The organism is Desulfoplanes formicivorans (assembly GCF_001748225.1).
In the GTDB taxonomy this organism is placed as follows: domain Bacteria; phylum Desulfobacterota; class Desulfovibrionia; order Desulfovibrionales; family Desulfomicrobiaceae; genus Desulfoplanes; species Desulfoplanes formicivorans.
In genome coordinates this window covers 212,461-234,111 of the sequence record NZ_BDFE01000020.1, presented here as the reverse complement: position 1 = coordinate 234,111, position 21,651 = coordinate 212,461, and the positions used below count along the sequence as shown (strand labels likewise).

Genomic DNA, 21,651 nt, shown 5'->3' with positions numbered 1-21,651 from the left:
TCCCTTAGAACCGGCTTTCAGACCGAATGTCCTTCAAAATCCGAAATTGCAGGAACCTCCTCAAAGGTGTAAGGGGCTGCCATGGGTGAAGCAAACGTCCCATCTCCCCAAGGCATATCCTTATGTTCACCCTCCGTTCATCAGCCAACCCTGACAAGCGAGCATTTCCATGATCGAATCCAAGTACGACCTTCACGCACTGTTCAATCCCAAGACCGTTGCTGTTATCGGAGCCTCCTCGGTTCCGGGCAAGGTCGGGCATACCATCCTCCACAACATGATCCAGGCGGAGTATCAGGGAACCCTGATCCCGGTGAATCCCAAGAGTGATACCATACTGGGTCTGCCCGTGACCAAATCCATCAACGACCTGCCTGTGGGACTCGACCTGGCTGTTTTGACCATTCCCAAACAATTCGTGGTCCAGGCTCTGGAACAACTGGCCGAGATCAAGACCAGATCGGCCATCATCATCACGGCCGGGTTCAAGGAAGTGGGACACGAAGGCTACAAGCTCGAACAGCAGGTGGCCGAAATCTGTACAAAGCATCATATCGCCCTCATCGGACCCAACTGTCTGGGAATGATCAATATCGGGGGCAAGGTGAACGCCTCGTTTGCCTCGGGCAAACCCCTGCCCGGAAGCATCGCCTTTTTCTCCCAATCCGGCGCCCTGTGTTCCTCCATCCTGGATTGGGCTTTGGGAGAAAATGTCGGCTTTTCCAAATTCATCAGTCTTGGCAACAAGGCCGTGCTCTCGGAAAGCCACATGCTCGAATATCTGGGCAATGATCCGGAGACCAAGGTGGTGCTCGGCTATATTGAAAATATCACGGCCGGTGAGGAATTCATCCGCACGGCCCGCAAGGTCACGGCCCGAAAACCCGTGATCATGGTCAAGTCCGGAACAACCTCGGCCGGAGCCAAAGCCGCCTCGTCCCACACCGGCGCCATTGCAGGATCGGACAACGCCTACTCGGCGGCGTTCAACCAGGCAGGTGTCATCCGGGCCAGGTCCATCTCCACCCTGTTCAATCTGGCCCAGGCCTTTTCCCTGCAGCCCCTGCCCAAGGGCCCCAACCTGGCCATTGTCACCAATGCCGGTGGGCCAGGCATCATGGCTGCTGACGCCTGCGAACGCTCGGCCCTGAACATGGCCTCGCTGAGCCCGACCACGGTGAGCAAGCTCAAGGAAGTCCTGCCCCCGTACGCTTCCCTGTACAATCCCATTGACATTGCCGGGGACGCCAATGCCCAGGCCTTTGGAAGTTCCCTGGATATCGTCTTGCGGGACGAAAACATTCACGCCGTCCTGGTCATGCTCACCCCCACTTCCACAGCCGCTGATGATCTGGAAAACATTACCCAGGCCATTATCGACGTGGCCAAGACCACGGACAAACCGGTCTTCCCCTGTTTCATGGGCAAGAAACGGATCTCCGACGGTCAGAAGATGCTCCAGGAGGCCGGTCTGCCCTGCTATATCTTTCCGGAACCCGCCATTGAAAGCCTGGAAGCCATGTACAAGTACCATGAATGGCAGAACAAGGCCGAGCCGGTCATTCCCGAAATCCAGCGGGACAGGGACCGGGCAGCAGCAGTCATTTCCGGAACCATTGCCCGGGGGGCGGACGAAATCGTGGAATTCCAGGCCCAGGAGATTCTCCAGGCCTACAACCTGCCGGTTCCGCGCACCGGACTTGCCCGCACCAGCGACGACGCAGTGACCTTTGCCGAGGACATCGGCTACCCGGTTGTGCTGAAGATTGCATCGCCCCAGATATCCCATAAAAGTGATGTGGGAGGGGTCAAGGTCGGCTTGAAGGACGCCGATGCGGTCCGGGATGCCTTCATGGACATCACGTCCAGGGCACAGCGCATGCGACCCGAGGCCATGATTACCGGTTGTCTGGTTCAGGAAATGGCACCCAAGGGCGCCAAGGAAATCATCATCGGATTCAAGCGCGATGATCAGTTCGGCCCGCTGATCATGTTCGGGCTGGGCGGCATCTATGTGGAAGTGTTGAAGGATATTGCCTTCAGACTGGCCCCATTAAGCCGCGAAGACGCCCACAATATCATCCGGGAAATACGTTCCTACATGCTCCTCAAGGGAGTTCGCGGAGAACGGTCCGTTGATTTCGCGGCCATTGAAAACATCCTGCTCATCATGTCCAGACTGTCTCTGGACTTTCCCGAGATCTACGAAGCGGAATTCAACCCCGTTTTGGTGAACAAGGACAAGGCCGTGGTGGCTGATGTCCGCATCTCCCTGCACACGTAACCAGGTCAGGTCGGGTGCGGGTCCAGAAGGGACGTACCCCCGTCGCCAATCACCCCGGGGATACGTCCAACGACCAAAACCGCCCGGCCAATCACCGTTTTTCCCATGCATTTCCCTTGGGATTGCCGTAAAAATGTGTCATAGGTTGTGTATTCGTCAGTGATTTTCCGTTATTTCCATACCCAATTTCCTGAACACACACGACAAAGGGGGCAGATATGATTGGACTCTACATAGGATCGACCACTGGATACGCCGGGAAAAACATGATCGCCCTGTCTTTGGGTATGAAATTTCAAAAGGACGGCCTCAAGGTCGGGTACATGAAACCCGTGGGCGCGGTTCCAGGCAAGGCCGGTGAAAAGGTCGGCGACGAGGATGCCTTCTTTCTGCAGGAAGTCCTCGGGCTGAACGAAGACCCGACCCTGGTTACCCCGGTTGTCATCACCCACGACTTCAAGACCAAGGCCCTTGCAGGTCAATGCGGAACCCCCATTCTCAAAATCAGACAGGCCTACGAACAGCTCAGCAAAGACGTGGACATCATGGTCATGGGCGGTTCAGGAAGCTTTCTCCATTCCGGCAAGTACTGCGGTGTGGACGGCCCCACCGTGGCCAAACTGCTGGGGCTGAAAACCATTCTCATTGACCGCTATTCCAAGGAACTCAATTACGATTACCTCATGAGCGCCAAGGAAAGTCTGGGGGATTCCCTTATCGGGGTCATCTTCAATGACATTCCCCTGCATGTCATGGACGAAGTCCAAAACGTGATCAAACCCTTTCTGGAAAACAACGGGGTCAAGGTGCTCGGGATCATCCCACCGGATGCCATCATGCGCGCCATCACCATCAGGGATCTTTCCAACCGCCTGGGCGGCAAGATCATCTCTGTCAGTTCCAAGGCGGACAAGATCGTGGAAAGCTTTCTCATCGGCACCATGCAGGTGGAAAACTTCATGACCCATTTCAAGAAAAACAAAAACGCCGCCATCATTGTTGGCGGCGACCGTTCCGATGTTCAGCTCGTGGCTCTTGAAGGCGGCGCGCCCTGCCTCATCCTCACCGGCAATCTCTATCCCAACGACATCATCCTGACCCGTTCGGAAATTCTGGGCGTACCCATCATTGTGGTCAGGGATGATACGTATACCGTGGCCAAAAAGATGGAAAACATCCAAGTCAGCCACAAGCTCAGGGACATTGTCAAAATCAACCAGGCCACCCAGATCATCAATTCTAATGTGGACTTTCAGGCCATCAAAGAAGGCCTGGGCCTCTAACCTCCCTACATTGCCCTTGCCAGAGCACAAAAAAGGCGAACCAACAGGTTCGCCTTTTTTGTGCTCTGAAGTTTAAGAAGACTCTGGATCCATCACTCAATGGTGATGGGATCCCCAATGCTCAACTGGCCGCCATGCAGGACCCGGGCAAAAACACCCCGCTTGGGCATGATACATTCGCCAGCAAGCTCATAAATGGCACATTTCACATGACATTTCTTCCCAATCTGGGTCACTTCCACCAGAACATCCTTGCCAAGACGCACCCGGGTGCCCACAGGCAGGGACGGCCAGTCCACTCCCTGGGTGCCAATATTTTCGGCAAAATCACCAAAATCCACATCGATCCCCCGGTCTCTGGCAGCCTGGATATCCTCCCCGGCCAAAAAGCTAACCTGGCGATGCCATTTCCCTGCATGAGCGTCGCCCTCTAGCCCGTGTTCAGCGATCAGGTTGGCTGTTGTCACGGGAGTTTTTCTGGTTCCTTTTTCCGCGCTTAACGCAATGGAGACAACTTTCATGAGATTTCTCCTGTATCACAACACCCCTGGGTACACCCGGCTGTCTGATTCTCGCGGTGAGGACAGGGATGTTGCCCATGAGTCCTGGTTTCATAATCATGAATGGCCCGGGCCAGGGCATCGGCACCCAGGTTGGAACAATGCATTTTCTGTTTGGGCAAGCCTCCCAGTGCCTCGGCAACAACCCCTTTGGTCAAAGACTTGGCTTCTTCCAGGGTCTTGCCCTTGACCAGCTCGCTCACCTGGCTCGACACGGCAATGGCGGCAACACACCCAAAGGTCTGGTATTTGACATCTTCGATTTTCCCGTTGTTGACCTTGATGTAAAAGGTCATCATGTCGCCGCACACGGGATTGCCTACTTCACCGACACCGTCGGCATCCTCAATCACCCCCACATTCTGAGGGGTTGCAAAATGCTGCATGACTTTTTCCGAGTACATATATTGTCTCCGATGGTTCGCAAGCCCTGCTCTCTCAAAGCAGATCCGACAGGGCAATGGAGGTTAACTGTTCTTCAATGGCCCGAGCCACCTTGGTCCAGACATCCCGCGTGGGACACTCCCTGCTCTTGGTACACGACATGGGATCAGCCACACAGGGCGCCACGCCCTCGGTTCCTTCAAGTTCCTTGACAATATCCCAGATGGTGATCCTTTCCGGAGGATATGCCAGGGAATAGCCTCCGCTGGGTCCCCGGGTGCTCTTGATGAGCCCGCCCCGCTTCAGGGGAATAATGAGCTGTTCAAGATATTTGACAGGAAGATCTCCCTGTTTGGCAATTCCTCCCAGCTGCACGGGCGGCCCTCCCCAACGCAGGGCAAGCTCCACCATGAGGCGGGTGCCGTATCGGCTGCGTGTGGTTATCTTCATGCATGTCCTCCGTCTTTTACAGGAGCACCATCCTTCCAGATGGGCGACATGGCCCGCAATGTTGCAACCACCTGCGGAAGTTTTTCCAGTACATAGTCCACCTCTTCCGGCGTATTGGTCTCGTTCAGGGTGAAGACCACCGATCCCTGGGCAGTTGCCGCGGGCACGCCCAAAGCGCCAAGAACGGGCGAAATCTTCAACGCCTTGGAGGCGCACGCTGAACCGGTATTGGCGTAGATTCCCTCGCGGCTGAGCATGTAGATCAGGGCTTCCCCTTCAACCGCCTCTATGCAGAAACTTGCATGCCCGGGCAATCGCATCCGGGGATGACCCGTGCAAACCACATGCGGAACACGTTCAACAACACCTGTAATCAACCTGTCCCGCAATTCCTCAAGCAGGGCCATGCGCTCGGCCAGCCCGTTTCGTGCCAGGGATGCAGCCGTGCCAAGCCCCACGATTCCCGGAACATTTTCCGTCCCGGCCCTGCGCCCCCGTTCCTGAATACCACCATGGACCAGGGGCATGAGCCGGGTATTCCTGCGAAAATACAAAGCCCCTGTTCCTTTGGGCGCACCAAAGGCCGGTCCCGAGATGGTCAGCAGGTCCACGCCCAGGTCCTTCACATCCACGGGAATATTTCCCACAGTGGCCGCGGCATCGGTGTGGAAAAGAACACCGTACTGGTGACACAGGGCGGCAAGAGCCTCAATGTGTTCCAGCGTGCCGATTTCAGCGTTACCATGCATCACCGAAACCAGGGCCACTCGTGAGGCATCGTTGTCCAGAATCTTGTGAAGGTGTTTGGGATCGACCACCCCCGACGCATCCACGGGCAGCACAGCCACCTCATACCCCAGCCGTTCGAAAAAACGGGCCGAGTTGAGAACCGAATGATGTTCAATGGCGGAGGTGATGATACGGTCTTTTTTCCCGTAGGACGCAAACACGCTTCCCTTGATGGCCAGATTGTTGGCCTCGGCCCCTGAAGCCGTAAACAGGATTTCCTCGGGCTCGGCATTGATCAGTTCTGCCACCCGGGCCCGCTGCTCGTCCACAACGCCCTTGGCCTTGAAACCAAGATCATAGACCGTGGAGGGATTGGCAAACTCACGGTCGAAAAAAGGCAGCATGGCCTCGATCACCTGGGGCGCGACCGGCGTTGCCGCAGCATGATCCATATACACGATGGATTTCATTTCCCTGCCCCCCCTGTCTTGCGAATGTACAGACGATAGCAGTCATCAGATGAGGCCATACCCAGAAAGTCCTGGCCATGGGTACGACACCAGGCAAGAATATCTTCCAGTGCCCCGTCATAATCCGTCAGAATTTCCAACACCTGCCCCTCGGCAAGGGTCTCCATCCGCTCCTCGGCTTCCATGAGATGCATGGGACACATCCGACATACAAGATCTATGGTTTCGTCGGCAGCGGGTTTCTTGATAAACTCCACAAGTAATCCCTCCTCGTTAATCTATATTAATAAAGTAGGAATTAAAGCGCCAAGTCCCCCCTGTCAACAGAAAAACGCCCATACATTTCATGCACGCCCCGCACAGGGCGGCATACCTGACAGCAAGGCCATGGCACAACCCGGCCCTGCGCCAGCTTGCCGCTTATGAAACAACAAGGCCGTGATTTCCGCGCCCCAATGAATCCGGCACCAAAATCACGGCCTCTTATCGTCAATACGATCCGTCCCCCCTGCCCTCTGACGCAATCCCGTGCCTTTTGCATCAGCATGCAGGGAAGTCATGGCAGGTCCATGGGAGACCCCTTGATGACCTTGAACTATTTGAACACCTTGAACTCGTCACGCCGGTTCAATGCCCAGGCGGTTTCGTTATGCCCTGGATCGGCCGGATATTCCTCTCCATAACTGATGATCTGTAACCGTTGGGGTTCAACGCCGAGCAGGATCAGAAATTCATAGGCCACCCGAGCGCGTTTTTCCCCCAGAGCCAGATTATATTCATCCGTGCCCCGTTCGTCACAATGGCCCTCAATGCGTAGTTTGAGGTCAGGCATTTGTTTGAGCAATTCGGCCTTGTTCTGCAAAATGGTCCGGGACTGGGGCTTGAGCTCAAAGGAATCAAAGTCAAAATAGATCCGGTCGTTCTCAAGCCGTTGGACTGTTTCCACTACCATGGCCTCCTGCCTGGCACGCTCCTCATTGGCCCGCTGCTCCTCCATGAGCTGACGCTCACGCAGTTCCTGGGCCGCTTCCTTTGCTTCGACAGCCTGATCCATTCCCGTCTGCATCCCGTTCTGATCGTACTGCATGGATTCCTGAGAGGCAGGCGGTGTTGCCTGGGGCGTAATCTGTTTTTTGGCGCAACCAAAACAGACAAGACATGACAAGACCAGCAGAACCAACCAACGCAGATCACGGTGCATCATAGATCCCTCCAGGAGTAAAATGTCGTTTGAGCGGTTTGTACACAAGTATCATAACCATTCAGCTAGCGGCTGATTCACGGACTCCACAACACCAGAAAAGCGGGCAAGCTATCAAAGATCCCCTACTTCTGCCAGGCCACCGGCGACCAGGACGGCGCAGTGGCATCACCGGGACCTGTGGGGATATGCTTGGCATTATCACCGTACTTGGTGGCCACATACAGCTGGTAAGTACCTGTCCTGTTGGACGTGAAAGCCAGAAAATACCCATCCGGCGACCAGGCCGGATCTTCATCATTGCCCGGGCCAAAGGTTACCTGCCGTTCCATGCCTGTGGTCAGGTCGGTGACAAAAATGCGGTGTCCGCCATCGGTTCGGCGGGCAAAGGCCAGCAAATTGCCGTCGGGACTGAGGCTGGGACAGGTGTTGTAGGTTCCCTCGTAGGTCACGCGGGTAACTTTGCCGGTATGCAGATCCAGCACAAAGATATGCGGATTGCCGAACCTGCTGGATACAAAGGCCATGCGCTTGCCCTGGCGATCAAAGGAAGCTGAAACGTCGATGGCCCTGTTTTCAATGAGAGGCGCGCGCAGATTCCTGACCTTGAAGGATCCATCAAGGAGATAGATGTCCGGATTGCCGAAGGGGTCAATGCTTATGGCCAGATTATCGTCCGCATCAAAGGCAGGTCCGATACAGGTATGGCCCGGAAGATCGTACTTCGTGATTTCCCGGGTCGATCTGTCCCACACGGCCAGTCTGTGACCGGAACCATCCACATACGAAAAGGCGAGTCTGTTGCCATTCGAAGACCACGCAGGACTCAGGCTGATTCCCTTATAGTGGGTCAGTTGGAAAAGATCATTGCCCTGGGGTGAAATCAGACAGATTTCCTTGGCGGTTCCCTGACGACAGACATAGGCGATTCGCGAGGTGAAAAAGGTCTCGCTTCCCGTAAGTTCCTGCATCAGGGCAGCACAAAAACGGGTCACCACCTCGGGAACCTGCTGGTCATTCAGGATAGAGTAGGCCTTACCAAGGACCAGACGTCCGGTAAAGGTCTCAAAGACACGCAGCTCAACGTCATCAGATGCCCTTCCAGATTCTCCCTGACTTGCCCAGGCGGTTGTCAACACCAGATCGACTTTGGAAAGCTGGAGTTTCTTGAAGTCCATGTCCCGGGCCCTGAACCCGCCCAGATCCCCGCCACCAAGGATGTCCTGGGTGGCGACAAAATCGAAAAACGGCAAGAACCCAAGGTTCTTCCCCAGGGCTGTTTCCAGCTTTTCAAGTCTGGCAGGAACCCTGGCAAAGGGTTTGCCATTCATGGCCAGAGGATCGGCCTGATACAAACGGACACTGGTTTGTCCCGGACCGTAAATATCAATGGAAACGGCGGATTCTGCAGCAAGGCTCCCTTGAGGAAGAAGCACCCCTCCCAACAGGACCATCAGACAAGCAAAAAGAATTTTATTCATAATGGTTGGCACAACCATGCCATGTTGTTGAAGCTATTCCAATGGAACGGAGAAAACAGATTATGAACACGAACCCCTGCCCCGTGGTGGCGGGTTCTCCTTTTCCCATTGACTGGCTACATGTTTCACATCCCGGACAACTCACCCCTGCAACGGCTCCGGAATACCAACAGGCCTTCCGGTTTCAGCCCCGTCTTCCGCCTCCCACTCGCCCTGTTCAGACATCGACCATCTCACCAAGCGGCCTGCAATCGGATGGTAACAGACAAATTGACTATTCCTGCAACTCGCTCAAATTGAAAGTAATGATCAAACGTTTAATGTCCCGGGATGGAGGTTCAGGCAGGGGTTCTGCCTCATGGATGGCGCGCAGGGCCGAACCGTCAAAATCCGTACGCCCCGAAGACACAAGCACCCTGGTACCGAGCACCTTGCCGCCGGGATCAATGCGCACCTCGATTCGGGCCGCCAGATTGGACCCGCCCACCCGGGGAAACCGCCAATGCTCCTTGATGGCGGTCTCGGCAATCCGGCCGTACACCTGAACAAGCCCTGATTCCTGGGAGGTCGTGCCTTTTCCACCAGTGGCTCTGTTATCCTGATCCACGCTCTTGCGCAACCCGGCCAGCTCTCTGGCCAGATCCTGCTGTTCCTTGCGCGTCTTTTGGCTGACTTCACCCTGAACCCCTTTGAGGGCCTGGGCAATGATCTGCCGGGAAGATTCGGTTTTCTTGGGGGGTGCGGGTTTTTTCCTGGCAACCCGTTGGGGAGCCTGCGTTTTTTTCGGGCTGATCTTTTTGACCGGTTTGGCCTTGGGTTTGGGCCGGGACTTGGACGGTAAGGCGGGTACTGCTTTTGATTTGGAGGGCTTGGACGCAGTCTTTTTCCGGACAGGCGCTGTTTTCCTGGATGCCACGGCCGGCGCAGGAGCGGGCAAGGTCACCAGATCCACGGTATAGACCCGTTTTCCCAGATCAACGTGCAGGGAACTCCCCATGGACGCAGACATCCCCGCCACAAGAAGTACTGCGTGGAGTGCGATGGAGCAAAATAGGCTGACAAGTCGCATCATATTCGTCCATGGCAAAGACGGCCCTAGCCACCCTCTCATGATTAGTGAACATCTTCGGGTTCGGCGACCACCCCGAGTTTTTCGATACCTGCCTTTTTGACCCGTGCCATGACCTTGACAACGACACCGTAGGGAACATCCTTGTCGGCTTTGAGATAGACGAGCTTGTTCTTGTCTTTAACCAGCCTCTTGAGGTGGGTTTCCATGGCATCCATTTTCACGGCATAGGTGTCCAGAAACAGGGAGCCGTCCTTTTTGATGCTCAAGACCAGATGATCGCTGTCCTCGGGCAGGGTTTCAACGGTTTTTGTCCTGGGCAGGTCCACCTCAACCCCCTGGGTGAGCATGGGCGCGGTGACCATGAAAATAATCAAAAGAACCAGCATGACATCCACAAAGGGGGTCACATTGATCTCGGCCAGAAAACCTCGCTGATGGGGATTAAAACGCATACCTTACCTATTCTTTTCTGGTCTTGCCCCCCTGCATCCAGGGAAGCTCCCGTTGAGCCCGGTTCAAGAAGGACCCGGCAAAGGCTTTCAGTTCCGTTTCAATCCCATTGAGCAGCCCGAGAAAAGCATTGTAGGCAATGGCTGCGGGAATGGCCACACCAAGCCCGATGGCCGTTGCCACCAGCGCCTCGGAAATACCCGGAGCCACAGCAGCCAGGGCGGCTGTTTTTTGCAACCCGATGGAATGGAAGGAATGCATGATTCCCCAGACCGTCCCGAACAACCCGATAAACGGCGCCGCGTTGGCGCAGGTTCCCAAAAAGGACAGGGTCGAAGCGAGCTGACCGAGTTGTTTGCTCACCCCTTGCTGCAGAATCCGGTGAAGATTTTCACCCGATACCCGGAACAGCAATGAGGGATGCAGGGATGATTTTTCCAGCTGCCGCATTTCGGACAGGGCACCAAAAGCAATGGGATACAACGGAGAATCCTTGGCATTGCGCAACACTTCCACTCCCTTGGCAAGATCGGCCGTGGCCTCGAATTCGTCAAAATCCCGAACCGCCCGACGCCGCACACCAACAAGTTGTATCCACTTGAAAAAGATGATTGTCCAGCTCCCCAGAGACATGGCGCCCAAAAGAAGAAGCACACATTTGACCACCAGGGTGGCACCGGAAACCATGGACCAAAAACCAAGTTGCGACAACATATCCATGCGTGATTCCCATCAACGGTTGAGCCTGCTCCGGTCTGGATTCCAGACGGTAACAGGCGTTGGTATCATGGCCGGGGTTAGGATGCGTCTGGGGCTTTTTGCCCGGACCCGGCAACAGCCTGGGAGGCCTTGCCCAAACGGTTGAGACGCCGTTTCATGATCCTTTGCACAATGGCCAGCGAGTTGCCTTCGGCCTTGCGGATCTCGCTGACGGTCATTCCGGCTCCCAGGGCGATATTCTGCCGCATCGCTTTGGAGACCATATCCCCCACCGTATGCGCGTCATTGTTGATCACCAGAGGTGCCCCCAGATCCCGGGCCAGGGAGGCCACATGGCCGTTGGTCAGGCTGTGCCCCTTGCGGGTGGTGATCTCCAACGCCACATTTTTGGCCGCAGCCAAGGCCACTTCCTCGGGAGTGATCAGACCGGGATGAGCCAGAACGTCCACTCCGGCTTCAATGGCCGCCAGATTGGTGCCCACGGGAACAGGCTCCACAATGGTTTCCCCGTGAACCACCACGATCTCGGCCCCGGCAGAACGGGCATACTCGGTCATTTCACCGATCAATCCCGGAGGGATATGGGTCAACTCCACCCCGCAATACAATTCAATGTCCGCATACACGGAAAGCTGTTCGCTGGCCCGGCGGACATGTTCAAGGATCAAATCGATATTGGAGGCATCGGCATGATCGGTGAAGGCCATGGCCTTGTAACCGGCCACGGCAGCCCGTTGCGCCGATTCTGCCGGGATAAGGTCTCCATCGCTGAAAATGGTATGGGTGTGCAAATCAATCATGTATTGCATTCCTTCAAGGGCATCACATCTTGTATTTGATATCGTCAAGGTTGTACTTGGCCAACATCTCTGTCCACTGCTTGGCGTCTTCTCCTTCGATGACCGCCTGATACTCACCCTTTTGCTGGGAAAGGGCCTGTTCAAGCATGGTCTTGGACGCCATGATGGGCACATCGGCCTTCAAGGCCAGGGCAATGGAGTCCGAAGGCCGGCTGTCGATCCGCGTGACCGCATCCCCCTTGGTCACCACCAGGGATGCGTAATACGTGCCCTTTTCAATGGACAGTATCTCCACATGATCCAGCTTGCCGCCCAAGGCATTCATCACGTTCAGCACCAGGTCATGGGTCATGGGCCTTGGCATGGTAACCTTGTTGATGGCCATGGAAATGGCCATGGCTTCCATGGCCCCTATCCAGATGGGCAGAACATGGGTATCTGTTGCATCCTTGAGGATAAGGATTGGCATCTGGGAATCCTCATCAAGGGCCAATCCAAAGACGCTCATTTCTACCATGGGGAACCACTCACTTCTCCCCAAAGGGAGTGCTTTTTCGCTTTGGTAATGGTTACGGGAACAATCTTGCCCACAAGATCCGGGGCATCGCCGTGAAAGTTGACGATCCGTCCTCCCAGATCCCTGCCCCGCCAGCACGGGGTCTCGTCGTCGGATTTTCTGCTCCGCCCTTCCACAAGAACCTGGTCCTGTTTGCCCACCCGGGCCTCAAGGGCCTGGATCGTATGCTCGGCCTGCAACGCCTGCAACCGCTGTAACCGTTCCTGCTTGACGGCTTCAGGGACCTTGTTGGTCATCCGTTCGGCACGCACGCCGGGCCGGTCCGAATACTTGAAGGAAAAACTGCTCTCATATCGAACCAGTCGCATGAGCTGAAGGGTATCTTCGAAATCCTGGTCGGTTTCTCCTGGAAACCCCACAATGAGATCCGTGGTCAGGGCGATGTCCGGACAAACCGCACGGAGATCCCTGACGATCTTTTCATACCGTTTCCGCGTATACTTGCGGCCCATGGATTTCAAGAGCGCATCGGAACCGGACTGGACCGGCAGATGAAGCTGGGGACAGAGGTTGGGCAAGGAACCGAATGCCTGAATGACCTCCTCGGCAATGTCCTTGGGATGGGATGTGGTGAAACGCAACCTGTCCAGTCCGGGGATGGCCGCCACCTTGTGCAACAGCTCGGCAAAACTGACACCATCTCCATGATCGTCCAGACCGTAACTGTTGACGTTTTGACCCAGCAGGGAGATCTCGCGCACTCCACGATCCACCAGGGCCCGACATTCATCCAATACCAGTCTGCTCGCCCGTGATTTCTGGCGTCCCCGGGTGTAGGGAACAATGCAATAGGCGCAAAAATTGTCACACCCCTGCATGATGTTCACAAACGCCTGTGCCGGCAGAAAAGCGGGAAAACGGTTTTCCCGTTCGGGATACTCATCAAGAAAGTCCAGCAGACTGATGCGCTGGTCCGGATCATCGGCGATCTGCTGCAGGGCCGCGGGTACGTTGGCAACCCCGTCTGTTCCAAAAATCAGACGGACAAAGGGAAACCGCTTCCAAAAAGCCGTCCCCACCTGCTGGGCCACACATCCTCCAACCGCCACAAAACAGCGGGGATTGGCTTCCCAGTATTCCTTGAGCCGACCCAAAAGGCTGTACACCTTTTGCTCGGGTTTATCCCGCACGCTGCAGGTGTTGACAATAAAGCACTCTGCCTCTTCCTCGGCAACAGGTTCCCAGCCCAAGGTTTGCAGATAATAGGACAGCCAGTCCGAATCACAGACATTCATCTGGCAGCCAAAGGTGATGATATGAAACTTCATGGATTGTCTTCTAGGTAAAAGGGAGGCTGCAAACAGCCCTGGAAACGGGCCAGCGCGCCAGGCACCCGATCAATAACGGTCCCGGGAGGATCGTGCCGCTTGCTCATGTTGCCAGCCATCAAACCAGGTGATGACCCTGGCAACCGCCTGTTCCAACGTCAGGGACACATTGTCAACCACGCATTCGGCATGTTCGTCCACCTCAAAGGGAATGTCCACGCCAATGACCTGACCAAGTCCGGGAAATTGCGTCCCATTCTTCTTGCGTTCAAGGGCCTTTGCATACAGCCCGGCCATGACCAGCCCCTGGGGACGGTTCTTTTCCCGCTGCATGGCCACTTCCAGGGGGCAGGCAACATAGACCTCGGCAAACCTGGCGATTTTGTTCCTGGCACGGGTGCGCATGGCCACTTTGGGAGCAGTCCCGTCCATAATGACTCCCCTGCCGGAACCCGCCAGCAAGGCACCTTCGTCAACAAACATCTCGTAGGCCCGGGCCCGCTCCCGGGGTGAATAGGTGGGCTCGGGAAAATAGACCTTCCTGCGCTCGTCCATCTGTAGATGGACAACATCCTTCCCCCGGGCCCAGAGCACCTCTGCAACCCCCCGGGCCACGGAACTCTTGCCCGACCCGGGCAGGCCCACGAACCACAAGGCCCATCCCCTGTCGTCTGTATCTACCCTTTCCGCCATTTCTGCGTCCTGTTGCGTTGTTTCACCCGCATGGCTGCACATCAAAACTGCGCACCGTGCACGCATTACTCCATGTACTTGTTGATATGGACATAATCAAACACCTCGTCCTCGAGCACGTTTTCCAGGAATCGGAGCAGTCCCTTGCGAACTTCCAGGGGATGGTTGGGATACCACTCGGGCGAGGCAATGACCAGCCCGCGAAATACGTAATAGGGAGCAACAACACGGAGCATTTCCTCGTCTCCGGTGGCATCAAGATAGGTGTCCCAGAAAGTGCGGTATATGGACTCAAAGGGACCGGATAATCGAGGCTGATCGTACAAGCCAAACAGCAGGTAATTGCAGCTCATGGTGGCCACGTCATCGCCCGGTTCTCCCCACAGTCCCCGGCTGCAATCAAGAACCGAAAAATCATTGTCTTCCCTGACAAGCACGTTCCAGGGATGAAAATCTCCATGGGTTGCGCGCAACCGGTGGGTAAAGGAGCGCAGTTTCCAACGCCAGTCGATGAGCTTTTTCTCCAGGGCGATAAACCGGTTGGGCGTGAAATGTTCATACGGATGGGGGTACCCGTCCACCAGCCCCCAGATGCATTCGGAATCCCCAATGAGCTGCCGGGTCCTGCGCAGATACAAATCAGGATCATCCCTTTTTTCGGCATGCAGATCTGCCAGCCACAAGGCGAATTTGCGGGCCAGTTCTCTGTCGCTGTCCGTGACCTGCCCCTTGCGTATGCGCTCAAGATCAAGAAAATAATCGTGCCCCTCGACCTTTTCGTTGAGGATGAAGAATTCCTCGGGATCTTTCATGGGAACCAGCTTGCCTTTTTTATCGGCATACCCAAGGCCAAGAGGACGGACATGCTGCTTGATCCTGGTTCCGGTCTCGTACTGGAACATGAGGATGGCCGCCCGATCCCAATAAAATTGATGGCCGTATTTATCACCGCGCATGGAAGAAATGACCGCCTGCTTGGCAACGCCATCCTGCTCATAGGCAATGAGCATGGGCTTGCCATACCCGAAATCCTTCATGCCCTGTTCATCAAGGGACCCGATCTCTCCAAGGCCGGTCAGCTTGATGGTGCCAGGCAGGGTCTCCTTGAGAAAACGTTCTATCATGTCAACGGTTATTTCAAGCATGGGAACTCCTTGTACGGTTCGTGATTATTGCAGACAGGCATATCTCTCATACGCTTACAACGCGCTGGCAGCGATACCACACAAGAGGGGAAAGAAGGCAGAGGCGTACGCGTTTGACTGCAGCCGCTTCCCGTAGTGCGTGTTCCCGCGTGACCGTCCAGGCGGTGGCACTCATGTCGGGATCATCATCCCGGCAGATATCGCCGGTTCCCTGCCCGTCATCAGCACAAGGGTTCTTACGATCATCAGCCTCACAGGTAAAGGGAAAACCGGAGCAGCAATCCCCGGAAGCCGGGTGCCATGGCGGATTGCAATGCGGATACACGCCCGAGTATGGTGGAAATTTCCCTTGCCCGCGTGTCTGACTCTTCGTACATATCCCCGGTCAATCATGCGCATGCGTATCACTAAGGAGCACGAATGATCATCCGAGGTGTTCTACCGGTTGTTGCTGCCGCCACCCTCTGGGGATGTCTGGGTCCTTTTTCCAAGCTCGCCTTTTCCCAGGGGATGGACCCCCTTGAGGTCGCCTTCTGGCGGGCCGGATTCGGCTGGATTTTTTTTCTTGCCCAGGCGGTATGGACCAGGGGGTACAAGATTGCCCCCAAGGACCTTCCCGCGATCACGGGGTTCGGTTTCCTTGGGGTAACCGTTTTTTTCGGCAGCTATCAGATCGCGGTTCAAAACAGCGGGGCCGCCCTGGCAGCGGTTCTTCTGTATACCGCGCCGGCCTGGGTCGCCATCCTGGCCCGATTGATCCTCGGGGAAACCCTGACATCCATGAAGCTCGTCTGTGTCGGCCTGACCATCGCCGGGGTCGCGGGCGTGGCCCTGGGATCCTCTGCCACTCAAGCGATCCGAGTCACCCCCCTGGGCATTGCCGCAGGCCTTGTGGCCGGGCTGAGCTATGCCCTGTATTATATTTTCGGAAAGCACTATCTGAACATCTATCCCACCCACACCATCTTCGCCTATACCCTTCCGGTCGGCCTCTTGGGACTGCTCCCCTGGATCCACTTCCACCCCATGACTCCCATCGGACTGGCTGCGGTCTTTTTTCTGGGACTGGCCACCACCTTTGGCGCCTACACCTTCTACTGCATCGGTCTCAAACATCTTGATGCGTCCAAGGCCGCCATCGTGGCCACGCTGGAACCAGTGGTTGCCGGAGTCATGGCCTATTTCTGGTGGGGGGAACGGTTTACCCTGACCGGATATCTCGGGATCTCGACCATTCTGGGAGCGGTGCTGCTCCTGGTATATACCGACACGAAAGCGGCATAGCCCGCGTGGGCTCCCGGATGCTCCCTGCCCCGACACCCAAAAGGCCCCTGACGCGTCAGCGCATCAGGGGCCTTTTGGGTGTTTAGTAAAGCTGAAGGATCGCTAGCTTTTCTTCATTGCCTTGGAGATGCACACGGCAGCGCCTCCCCACGTGATGGTCAAACCAAAGATGAGCATGATAACTGCGGATGTGGACATTAGTGACGACCTCCCTGACTGGAAACCTTGACGGGCTGGGGTTCGGAAGCAGACGGCTTGAAATGCATGATCAACGCCAAAAGCAGGGTCAATTCAAGCACATGCCATCCGAAATAAAACAGGGAACTCACGGGATATCCGCCATAGGGTTTGGAGAAATCGCTGATCAGATTGGCAATAACCATGTACCCCAGACAGAATGTGGTCACGTACTTGAGGCTGATGTTCCACCAGGACCCAACGGCAAAATCGGAAATGGAATTGACGTACTTCCTGACGTCCTCGAGATTGAGCACCCAAGACAGGAAGATCATTTCTGCCAGACCACCGAGCAGGATACCGTAGTTATTGGCAAAGTGGTCGACAATATCCAGGATCAACAGTCCGGCGCTTGTGGAAAAAACCACACTCACGCCAAACCCCACCACGCAAAAAAGCGTGGCCGCGGCCTTCCGGTTCCATCCGAACTTGTCAATAAGGGAAGAAATAACGGTTTCACAGATGGAAATTTCCGAACTCAACCCCGCAAACACCAATGCCAGGAAAAAGATGCTTCCGAAAAACACCGGAGCGGGCAGCAGATTGATGGCCTTGGGAATGGTGATAAAGGCCAGGCCCACGCCTGAACCAACCACTTCGGAAACAGGTACGCCCTGCTGCACGGCCATGTTGCCCAGAACGGAAAAGATCATCAATCCGGCGATCATGCTGAAACCGCAGTTGATGAACACGGTGATAAAGGCGTTGTTGTTGATGTCCGATTTCTTGGGCAGGTAACTGGAATACGTAAGCATGATCCCGAACCCGATGCTCAGGGAATAGAAAATCTGACCGTAGGCAGCCGCCCACACCTTGTAATCCAGGATTCGGGAAAAATCCGGCTTGAGAAACCAGTCAAGTCCGGTGCTGGCCCCGGGCAAAAAGATGGCCCGGCCCATGAACAGGATGACCATGAAGAAAAGAAGGGGCATGAAGATCTTGCCCGCGGTTTCAATACCCGTGCGCACGCCACGGTACAGAAAAATCCAGCACACAAACCACGAAAACGTGATGGCCCCCAGAATGGGCCACTGGATATTCCCTATTTCGGTAGGACTTCCGGAAAGATGGAGGAAACTCTTGAAAAAGAAATCACCGGTATTGTCTCCCCATCCCTGATCAAAGGAAAGCCAGCAGTACACGATGGACCAGGCAACAACCGCCACATAATAGACAGCGATGGTAAAGGAGACCACGATCTGCCACCAGCCAAGCCATTCCCATTTTTTGGAAAGGGCTGAAAAAATCTTGGGTGCGGACCCCCTGAATTTGTGCCCGACACCAAATTCCAGAATCATGAACGGAATACCGGCCGTGAGCATGGCGAAAAAATAGGGGATCAAAAAGGCGCCCCCGCCATTTTCATAGGTGATATAGGGAAATCGCCAGATATTCCCCAGACCGATAGCCGAACCAACTGCAGCCAGGATAAAACCCACCCTGGTGCCCCACTGCTCTCGTTTCATTGAATCAACTCCTCCTTTGGAAATCCTCCAGAAATACTACCACCACATTTTAGCATTATTCCGGCAGAGGTCGTAGGTCCATGCATAGCAAGTGTCAAGGACAGCCATGTATAACTTTGATAAAAAGCACCTACATGCTCCCCACGCCCATGCGGCGAAAGGAACGTCCCACAACCCATTCAATAAGGACAAAAAACACCAGGGGAACGGCCACAAAAACCAGAGTCAATACCGATCCCAGGGATCTGTTGGAGGAGGAGAGAATCGGAAAGAGATAGCCGGTAAAGGAGGGCACTGCCCCGCCACCGATGAGAAAAACAAGAAAATATTCGGAAAAGGCAACCAGGAAGACCACGCTTCCCCCGGCAATAATCGCCGGAAGCAGCAAAGGCAGTTCAACCCGTGCAAATACGGTCCACGGGGAAGCGCCCAGATTTGCCGCGCACAGGGCATAGGAATTGTCAACAACATGAAATCCGGCAATGAGGGCCCGGAGCATGTAGGGGTAGCTGAAAACGGCCAGAACCAGGACCACACCGAGCAGCGTATCCGCCAGGGACATCCTGATGAACAGGACATGCAACCCCATGGCAAAAGTCATGGGCGGGACAAGGGCCGGAGCCAGGAGAAACCCCTCCAGCAGATGCCGACCGGCAAACGATTGCCGAGCCATGACCCGGGCCGGGCCATAGCACATGACCAGGGAAACAAGAACCGTTGCCAGGGAATACCCCACCGAGGACATCATGTGTCGCATGAGGGAAGCATGCTCGCGATACAGAAAGGCAAGGGAACCGAAATCAAACGCCTCGGGGATCAGATGGGGAAACTGCCACCGGGGAGCCAGGGCATACCCGCCCAGCACCACCAAGGGGAGTACAAAAACAATAACCAGAAAAGCCAACAGCAGGACATGCCTCACAATTTTCTCTCCTGTGCCCTCAGGGAAGCAACCACCCTGGAATAGAGCATGATGAACAGAACCGAAAAAAGCAGCATGAGCATGAGCATGGCCAGAGCCGTGGGTCTGTTGATCAGATCCCGCTTGAAATACAGATTGTAGACCTCGATGCTCAGCATGGCCGGTTTGCTGCTGCCAAGGATATACGGGATGTCAAAGGCCCCAAAGGCGTACAGGAAGAGGATGATGAACGCGGAATGCATGGCCGGCGCAATATGGGGAAGAATGATGCGCCAAAAAATCGCCGTCCTTGTTGCCCCGAACATCCGCGCACAAGTGACCAGACGACGGTCGAACCCGGCCAGGGGGCCAAGCACCATGAGTATGGCAAACGGCATTTCCTTGTAGGTGTACGCGGCAATGAGCCCCAGGCCCGACTGATCATAAAGCATGTTTGGAAATTCTTCGGGTCGGGCAATGAGTCCGAGAGCATGGGCAAGGGAGGCCAAGACACCGGACTGGCTGCACAGAACCATAATGATGAACCCGATGGCGATATGGGGCAGGATGAGGGTTGTCTTGTACACCACACTCATCCGCCTGAGCACAACCGGCATCCCCCAGATGCCGTAGGCCAGCAGGGTTCCCCCGGCCGTGGCGATCAGGGCCGAAATCAGGGCCACGTACAGGGAAAACCCGAACATCTCATAAAACCAGGGTGAGTCAAACAGACGAACATAGGCGTCCAGATAGTCCTGATGCAGGGGCACAGGGCTCATCAGGCCCAGTGACTGCACAAACGCAAGGACCACCCCCGCGCAAAAGAAACTGACATACGGAATGAGCAAGGGAGAAAGCCGAAGAAGAAGAGCTCGTCGGGTCATGACCACTGGTTTACGGCCCCGCGTTTCCAAGGACATGTTCGTTCCAGCCCTGTTCAATGGCCTCCAGGTAGGCCGAGGGGATTTCCGGAACAGCATAATCCGCCAGATACCGGGCACTGAGGGTGGCCGGGCCCAGATCCACCTGGTCGAACCGGTCTCTTTCTTCAGGCGAGAGCCGATTCATGTCCAAGGCGGGGAAATCACCCCAGTTATCAGGTCGGTATTTGGCAACCTGGGCATCCACGGACAGGAGAAAATTCGCCACAACCAAAGCCCCGGGCACATTGGGCGCATTAAAGGGAATGGCCAGAAAATGGGTATTGGCCACTGACCCGTCCCTGAGCACAAAGGTCCTCACGGTGGAGGGATAGGCGGATTCCAGAATTTTGGTCTGGGCATGGGAGGGATGATAGGACATGGACATGTCCACTTCACCTCGGGCAAACAGGGTATCCAGAATCCCACTGTCCTTGGGGTAGGTTTTGCCTTCCTGCCAGAGATAGGGCTTGACCTCGTTGAGCCACGCCCAGAGAGCCGGAACCCGGGCGTCAAACAGGGCCTGATCAAACCCGGACATGTACTGCTGCGCTCCCCCGGTCACCGCGTAGAACACCTGGCGGACAAAGGCCGACCCCGTGAAATCCGGGGGCTGGGGGTAGGTGAATCTGCCGGGATGGGCCTTGATCCACGTTTTGAGCTCGTCCAGGGTGTGCGGCGGCTCTGGTGTCCTGGCGGTATCATACTCCAGCACGAATTGAGCACGGCCCCATGGGGCTTCATACCCGTCCACAGGGTAGCCGAAATCATGGGCTGCGGCATCTGGATCAAAAAGTGTCGTGAAATGGGGAAGCAACGGGGTAAAGGGTCCGGTAAGCAGTCCGGCTTCCTTGGCGTTTTTGAAATTTTCCCCATTGATCCACAACAGATCAATGACTCCGGTCTCTTTGCCGGCCGCTTTTTCAGCAAGGAGCTTGTTGACAAAGACCGAGGCATCCATGGGGACGCGCACAAGACGAATGCCGTATCTTGAAGCAAGCTCTTCGCTGACCCAGGTGTCCACCCAGGAATTCACATGGGACCACCCACCATACATATACCAGCGGACCTCGGTATTGCGCGCCGCCTGGGTGATGGCATCAAAATCCTGATGCAACCAGTCCTTTTTTTCCTCCTGGCTGCCACAGGAGACAACCAGCATGACCATGACCAGCAACAACCAGATCCCTTTATTCATAGCAATCTCCAGCAGGTTCAGGGGGACACCGATCCAGGCCCAGAGGTGTACGCTCAGTGCCCGGGACAAAAACCGCAA

The 21,651-nt window shown here is 55.5% G+C and carries 23 protein-coding genes; 3 read left to right on the top strand and 20 right to left on the bottom strand.

The annotated features are described in order from the left end of the window. Positions 1-172 precede the first annotated feature (172 nt). Together acs and DPF_RS12585 are read left to right on the top strand one after the other, a co-directional pair. Positions 173-2,284, top strand: coding sequence for an acetate--CoA ligase alpha subunit (gene acs, locus DPF_RS12590; protein ID WP_088178350.1), 2,112 nt, complete (start codon positions 173-175; stop codon positions 2,282-2,284). 218 nt (positions 2,285-2,502) lie between these two features. Continuing rightward, complete coding sequence (locus tag DPF_RS12585) at positions 2,503-3,567, top strand: phosphotransacetylase family protein (RefSeq protein WP_069860019.1); 1,065 nt, start codon at positions 2,503-2,505, stop codon at positions 3,565-3,567. 92 nt (positions 3,568-3,659) lie between these two features. Here the strand turns inward: DPF_RS12585 and DPF_RS12580 are convergent, their stop codons facing one another. The 15 genes from DPF_RS12580 to DPF_RS12510 form a co-directional block, all read right to left on the bottom strand. Then, complete coding sequence (locus tag DPF_RS12580; protein ID WP_069860018.1) at positions 3,660-4,088, bottom strand: MOSC domain-containing protein; 429 nt, start codon at positions 4,086-4,088, stop codon at positions 3,660-3,662. Further along, positions 4,085-4,531 (bottom strand): iron-sulfur cluster assembly scaffold protein, encoded by a 447-nt coding sequence (locus DPF_RS12575; protein WP_083254715.1) that lies wholly within the window; start codon positions 4,529-4,531, stop codon positions 4,085-4,087. The genes DPF_RS12580 and DPF_RS12575 overlap by 4 nt, the downstream gene beginning before the upstream one ends. 34 nt (positions 4,532-4,565) lie before the next feature. Beyond that, positions 4,566-4,961, bottom strand: coding sequence for an RrF2 family transcriptional regulator (locus DPF_RS12570; protein WP_069860017.1), 396 nt, complete (start codon positions 4,959-4,961; stop codon positions 4,566-4,568). After that, positions 4,958-6,160, bottom strand: a complete 1,203-nt coding sequence (locus DPF_RS12565; protein WP_069860016.1) for a cysteine desulfurase family protein — start codon at positions 6,158-6,160, stop codon at positions 4,958-4,960. Before DPF_RS12565 ends, DPF_RS12570 begins: the two co-directional genes overlap by 4 nt. Further along, the gene (locus DPF_RS12560; protein WP_083254714.1) at positions 6,157-6,417 is read right to left on the bottom strand and encodes a sulfurtransferase TusA family protein; all 261 of its coding nucleotides are present in this window, start codon (positions 6,415-6,417) and stop codon (positions 6,157-6,159) included. Before DPF_RS12560 ends, DPF_RS12565 begins: the two co-directional genes overlap by 4 nt. Positions 6,418-6,755: 338 nt before the next feature. Next, positions 6,756-7,364, bottom strand: coding sequence for a peptidoglycan-associated lipoprotein Pal (gene pal / locus DPF_RS12555; RefSeq protein WP_069860015.1), 609 nt, complete (start codon positions 7,362-7,364; stop codon positions 6,756-6,758). Between the two features lie 122 nt (positions 7,365-7,486). Next, a complete protein-coding gene (locus DPF_RS12550) occupies positions 7,487-8,842 on the bottom strand; it encodes a PD40 domain-containing protein (RefSeq protein ID WP_069860167.1) in 1,356 nt (451 codons plus the stop codon). 274 nt (positions 8,843-9,116) lie between these two features. Next, positions 9,117-9,839 carry a cell envelope integrity protein TolA gene (tolA, locus tag DPF_RS12545; protein ID WP_069860014.1) on the bottom strand — a complete coding sequence of 241 codons (723 nt, stop codon included), beginning with the start codon at positions 9,837-9,839 and terminating at the stop codon, positions 9,117-9,119. Between the two features lie 116 nt (positions 9,840-9,955). Continuing rightward, a complete protein-coding gene (tolR, locus tag DPF_RS12540) occupies positions 9,956-10,366 on the bottom strand; it encodes a protein TolR (protein WP_069860013.1) in 411 nt (136 codons plus the stop codon). A 7-nt stretch (positions 10,367-10,373) separates the two neighbouring features. Further along, positions 10,374-11,084 (bottom strand): MotA/TolQ/ExbB proton channel family protein, encoded by a 711-nt coding sequence (locus DPF_RS12535; protein ID WP_069860012.1) that lies wholly within the window; start codon positions 11,082-11,084, stop codon positions 10,374-10,376. Between the two features lie 77 nt (positions 11,085-11,161). After that, positions 11,162-11,884, bottom strand: coding sequence for a histidinol phosphate phosphatase domain-containing protein (locus DPF_RS12530; protein WP_083254711.1), 723 nt, complete (start codon positions 11,882-11,884; stop codon positions 11,162-11,164). A 22-nt stretch (positions 11,885-11,906) separates the two neighbouring features. Further along, positions 11,907-12,353 (bottom strand): bifunctional nuclease family protein, encoded by a 447-nt coding sequence (locus DPF_RS12525; RefSeq protein WP_369689598.1) that lies wholly within the window; start codon positions 12,351-12,353, stop codon positions 11,907-11,909. 41 nt (positions 12,354-12,394) lie between these two features. Next, a complete protein-coding gene (gene miaB / locus DPF_RS12520; RefSeq protein WP_069860010.1) occupies positions 12,395-13,729 on the bottom strand; it encodes a tRNA (N6-isopentenyl adenosine(37)-C2)-methylthiotransferase MiaB in 1,335 nt (444 codons plus the stop codon). Between the two features lie 69 nt (positions 13,730-13,798). Continuing rightward, on the bottom strand, positions 13,799-14,422 hold the full coding sequence (locus tag DPF_RS12515) for an adenylyl-sulfate kinase (protein WP_069860009.1): 624 nt from the start codon (positions 14,420-14,422) through the stop codon (positions 13,799-13,801). Positions 14,423-14,487: 65 nt separating this feature from the next. Next, positions 14,488-15,567 carry a phosphotransferase family protein gene (locus DPF_RS12510; RefSeq protein ID WP_069860008.1) on the bottom strand — a complete coding sequence of 360 codons (1,080 nt, stop codon included), beginning with the start codon at positions 15,565-15,567 and terminating at the stop codon, positions 14,488-14,490. Between the two features lie 420 nt (positions 15,568-15,987). Between DPF_RS12510 and DPF_RS12505 the strand changes: the two genes are divergently transcribed. After that, the gene (locus tag DPF_RS12505; RefSeq protein WP_176724265.1) at positions 15,988-16,851 is read left to right on the top strand and encodes a DMT family transporter; all 864 of its coding nucleotides are present in this window, start codon (positions 15,988-15,990) and stop codon (positions 16,849-16,851) included. Positions 16,852-16,953: 102 nt separating this feature from the next. Here DPF_RS12505 and DPF_RS13835 read toward each other — a convergent pair whose 3' ends face one another. The 5 genes from DPF_RS13835 to DPF_RS12485 all read right to left on the bottom strand — a co-directional run bounded on the left by DPF_RS13835 (position 16,954) and on the right by DPF_RS12485 (position 21,573). Beyond that, entirely contained in the window at positions 16,954-17,049 is a 96-nt protein-coding gene (locus tag DPF_RS13835) for a MetS family NSS transporter small subunit (RefSeq protein ID WP_088178346.1), read from the bottom strand. Continuing rightward, the gene (locus tag DPF_RS12500) at positions 17,049-18,554 is read right to left on the bottom strand and encodes a sodium-dependent transporter (RefSeq protein WP_069860007.1); all 1,506 of its coding nucleotides are present in this window, start codon (positions 18,552-18,554) and stop codon (positions 17,049-17,051) included. The genes DPF_RS13835 and DPF_RS12500 overlap by 1 nt, the downstream gene beginning before the upstream one ends. 130 nt (positions 18,555-18,684) lie before the next feature. Beyond that, on the bottom strand, positions 18,685-19,476 hold the full coding sequence (locus DPF_RS12495; protein WP_069860006.1) for an ABC transporter permease: 792 nt from the start codon (positions 19,474-19,476) through the stop codon (positions 18,685-18,687). Next, positions 19,473-20,339, bottom strand: a complete 867-nt coding sequence (locus DPF_RS12490) for an ABC transporter permease (protein WP_069860165.1) — start codon at positions 20,337-20,339, stop codon at positions 19,473-19,475. The genes DPF_RS12495 and DPF_RS12490 overlap by 4 nt, the downstream gene beginning before the upstream one ends. Before the next feature lie 10 nt (positions 20,340-20,349). Beyond that, a complete protein-coding gene (locus DPF_RS12485; protein WP_069860005.1) occupies positions 20,350-21,573 on the bottom strand; it encodes an ABC transporter substrate-binding protein in 1,224 nt (407 codons plus the stop codon). Positions 21,574-21,651 lie beyond the last annotated feature (78 nt).